Source organism: Dietzia sp. B19 (assembly GCF_014145155.1).
Taxonomy (GTDB): domain Bacteria; phylum Actinomycetota; class Actinomycetes; order Mycobacteriales; family Mycobacteriaceae; genus Dietzia; species Dietzia natronolimnaea.
This window is the reverse complement of record NZ_JAALED010000152.1, coordinates 1-4,053: the sequence shown is the minus strand read 5'-3', so window position 1 is coordinate 4,053 and position 4,053 is coordinate 1. Positions and strand designations below refer to the sequence as shown.

Below are 4,053 nucleotides of genomic sequence, written 5' to 3'. Positions count from 1 at the left end.
TGGGGTGGGGGGCGTCGTCCGCCTGTGAACGGGCTAGAGCTCCTCGATGGTGGCCGTCGCGTGCACGGTGCCGAGCTTGCGCGGGTTGCGGACCCGCAGCGACCAGGCCGGGTCGCCGGCACCCGTGCCCACACCGGTTCCGACGCCGGGACCGGACCCGCGCCGGGCGTAGATCGCGAGCGTGGCGGGCAGCACCACGGGCTTGCCGAACTCCACCGAGTAGCGCGCCCGCTCGGGGATGGCGCCCTCGACCACGCCGAGCATGGTGGCGGCCGTCCACATGCCGTGCGCGATGACGTTGGGGAAACCGAACGCCCTGGCGCCCACCTTGGAGACGTGGATGGGGTTGCGGTCTCCGGACACCGACGCGTACTCGGAGATCAGCGACGCGGACACCGACCTGACCACGGTGGGGTCGCCGAGCTCCGAGGCCGTGGGCGGCTCGGGCCTCGCCGGACGCGGCGCGTCCTTCGGCGGGGTCAGGGACGTCCGGCGCTTGGACAGCAGGCCCGACCTCTGGACCCAGGCCGGCTCGTCGTCGTCGCCGGTACGGATCTCCGTGACGATGTCGAGCAGCAACCCGGCGGGGTGCTCGCGCAGGTTCTCGGCCCGCGCGCGGATCGAGAGCTCGTCGCCCACCCGCAGCGGTCGGTGCGACTCGATCTCGTTGGTCAGGTGCACCGACCCCATGGCCGGGACCGGGTAGGCCGGGTCCAGCATGAGCTGCATGCTCAGGGGGAAGGCCAGCGTGAACGGGTAGGTCAGCGGCAGGGCGTCGCCGAACCGCAGGTCGCAGACGCGGGCGTAGGCGGCCAGATTGGCCACGTCCACGCGCACGCCCTCCACCTCGACGCCCTTCTCGGGCATCGACGTGCCGTCGCGCTTGCCGCCCACCACGGGAACCGAGCCGACGGCGGCCTTGCCGTACTGGGCCAGGAGGTTGGGGATGGCGGGCAGGCGTTTGTATTCCACGGTGTTCTCCGACACGGTGTTCTCCGAAGACGCGCGATCCACTTCGATCACGCGCCCAGGAGGGACTGGCCACACACGCGGATCACGTTGTCGGTGACCGCGGAGGAGGCGGGGCTGGCGAAGTAGGCGATGGTCTCGGCCACGTCGACGGGCAGACCGCCCTGCTGCATGGAGTTCATGCGGCGGCCGGCCTCGCGGGTGGCGAACGGGATGGCGGCGGTCATCTGGGTCTCGATGAAGCCGGGGGCCACGGCGTTGACGGTGATCTTCTTGGACGCCAGCTCGGCGGAGGCGCCGTCGACGAACCCGATCACGCCGGCCTTGGAGGCGGCGTAGTTGGTCTGGCCGCGGTTACCGGCGATGCCGGCCATGGAGGAGACGCCCACGACGCGGCCGCCCTCGGTGAGGACGCCCTTCTCTGCGAGCTCGGCGGTGATGCGCTCCGGCGCGACGAGGTTGACGGCCATGACCGAGTCCCAGCGGGCGGAGTCCATGCCGGCGAGGGTCTTGTCGCGGGTGATGCCGGCGTTGTGGACCAGGATGTCGACGACGCCCTCGTGACGCTCCTGCACGTGCTTGGCCAGGACGTCGGCGGCGTCGGCGGCGGTCACGTCGAGCGGCAGCGAGGTGCCGCCCACCTTGTTGGCGGTGGCGGAGAGGGACTCGCCGGCGGCGGGGACGTCACAGCAGATCACGTGCGCCCCGTCGCGGGAGAGCACGGCGGCGATCTCCGCACCGATGCCCCGGGCCGCGCCCGTGACCACGGCGACCTTGCCCTCGAGGGGGCGGTCCCAGGAGGCCGGGGCGGTCGCGGCGCCGGCACCCACGCGGAACACCTGGGCGTCGACGTAGGCGGACTTGCCGGAGAGGATGAAGCGCAGGGTGGACTCGAGGCCCGACGCGCCGGTGTCGGCGTCGGCGGAGACGTAGACCAGCTGGACGGTGGTGCCCCGCTTCATCTCCTTGCCGAGCGAGCGGGTGAAGCCCTCGAGCGCGCGCTGGGCGATGCGCTCCTCCACCGACCCGGTCTCGTCCGGGGTGGTGCCCAGGACGACGACGCGGCCACTGGCGGCGACGCGGCGGACGACGGGGTTGAAGAAGTCGAACAGGGCCTTGAGGTCCTCGGTGCGGCGGATGCCGGTGGCGTCGAACACCAGGCCGGCGAACTTGCCCTCGGCGTCGGCGCCGGCCAGCTCGTAATCCGACTCGAGGATCGCGCGGACGGGCTCGACCAGGCGACCCTCGCCGCCGACCAGGACAGGGCCGTGGAGGGCGGGCTGTCCGGCCTCGTGCCGGCGGAGCTGCTCGGGCTGCGGGAGGCCGACCTTGCCGGCGATGAACGACCCGGGGGCCGAGGTCACGAACTGCGAATAGAGGTCGAGGTTGCCCTGTGCCATGGCGATCATCTCCTGGAGAGGTGCGGTCGTACGGGTCGACAAGTAACTTACCGCTGAGTAACAATACTCGTCGGGCCGCGCTACGGGCCACCGGATACCGAGATCAAACGGGAGTGACACACGTGACCACCAGCCCCCGCAAGGTCGCCATCGTAGGCGGCAACCGAATCCCCTTCGCCCGATCGAACGGCAAGTACGCGGACGCCTCGAACCAGGACATGCTCACCGCGGCGATCGACGGTCTCGCCAGCCGCTACAACCTGCAGGGCAAGCGCGTCGGGATGGTCGCCGCGGGTGCCGTCCTCAAGCACGCCCGGGACTTCAACCTCACCCGCGAGTCGGTCATCGGCTCCGTTCTCGACTCGTCGAGCCCCGCCTACGACGTGCAGCAGGCGTGCGGCACCGGCCTGGCCACCGCCATCCAGGTCGCCGACGCCATCGCGGTGGGCCGCATCGACGCCGGGATCGCGGGCGGCACCGACACCACCTCCGACGCCCCACTGGCCGTCAACGACGACCTGCGCAAGATCCTCATCAAGGTCTCCTCGGCCAAGAGCACGGTCGACCGGCTCAAGCTCCTCGGTGACATCCGTCCGCAGTCGCTGGTCCCCGAGCAGCCGCAGAACGCGGAGCCCCGCACCGGGCTGTCCATGGGCGAGCACGCCGCCATCACCGCCCGCGAGCTCGGCGTGACCCGCGAGGACCAGGACGCGCTCGCCGCGGCCAGCCACCACAACCTCGCCGCCTCCTATGAGTCCGGCTTCCAGGACGACCTGGTCACCCCGTTCCTCGGTGTGCCGCGTGACGACAACATGCGTCCCGACTCGTCCGAGGAGAAGCTCGGGAAGCTCAAGCCGGTCTTCGGCAAGCGGGACGCCGAGGCCCACGGCACCCAGGCCACCATGACGGCCGGGAACTCCACCCCGCTCACCGACGGTGCCTCCGCGGTCCTGCTGGCGAGCGAGGCCTGGGCGGAGGAGAACAAGCTCCCGGTCCGCGCCTACCTGGTGGACTCCGAGACCGCGGCGGTGGACTTCATCCACGGCCACGACGGCCGCACCCCGGACGGGCTGCTCATGGCGCCCACCTATGCCGTCCCGCGCCTCCTCGAGCGCAACGGCCTGACCCTGCAGGACTTCGACTACTACGAGATCCACGAGGCCTTCGCCTCGCAGGTCCTGGCCACGCTCGCGGCCTGGGAGTCCGAGGAGTACTGCACCGAGCGCCTGGGTCTGGACTCCGCGCTCGGGTCGATCGACCGCAGCAAGCTCAACGTCCACGGTTCCTCGCTGGCGGCCGGGCACCCGTTCGCCGCGACCGGGGCCCGCATCCTGGCCGCGACCGCCAAGCTGCTGGAGGAGAAGGGCTCGGGCCGCGCGCTCATCTCCATCTGCGCCGCCGGTGGTCAGGGCGTCACGGCCATCGTCGAACGGTGAACCCCACGCGCTGACCGGGCCGGCGTCCCGGCCGGGTAGTCGTTTCACGAGTGCAGCCCCCGCGTACGGCGCGGGGGCTGCACTCATCGGTAGCGGTCCGTCATAGTGGACGCCACAGTGGTTCGGGTGGGACACCCCCGGTCGACGCCCCGCCGGGTCGAGAGTCCCCCGCTCGTGAGGAGGCGTGAGAACCCGTGGACGATTCCACCACCGGCGACGCCGGCCCCGCCCGGCCCGTCGTGGTCGAG

General features: G+C 71.5%; 3 protein-coding genes. 1 reads left to right on the top strand and 2 read right to left on the bottom strand.

Translation table 11 applies throughout. From position 1 onward, the window contains the following. Positions 1 to 33: 33 nt before the first annotated feature. The gene (locus tag G6020_RS05525) at positions 34 to 987 is read right to left on the bottom strand and encodes a MaoC/PaaZ C-terminal domain-containing protein (protein WP_347238315.1); all 954 of its coding nucleotides are present in this window, start codon (positions 985 to 987) and stop codon (positions 34 to 36) included. Between the two features lie 32 nt (positions 988 to 1,019). Beyond that, positions 1,020 to 2,375, bottom strand: a complete 1,356-nt coding sequence (locus G6020_RS05520; RefSeq protein ID WP_182609933.1) for a 3-oxoacyl-ACP reductase — start codon at positions 2,373 to 2,375, stop codon at positions 1,020 to 1,022. Positions 2,376 to 2,491: 116 nt separating this feature from the next. Between G6020_RS05520 and G6020_RS05515 the strand changes: the two genes are divergently transcribed. Then, positions 2,492 to 3,805, top strand: coding sequence for an acetyl-CoA C-acetyltransferase (locus G6020_RS05515; protein WP_182609932.1), 1,314 nt, complete (start codon positions 2,492 to 2,494; stop codon positions 3,803 to 3,805). The last annotated feature ends 248 nt before the right edge of the window (positions 3,806 to 4,053 follow it).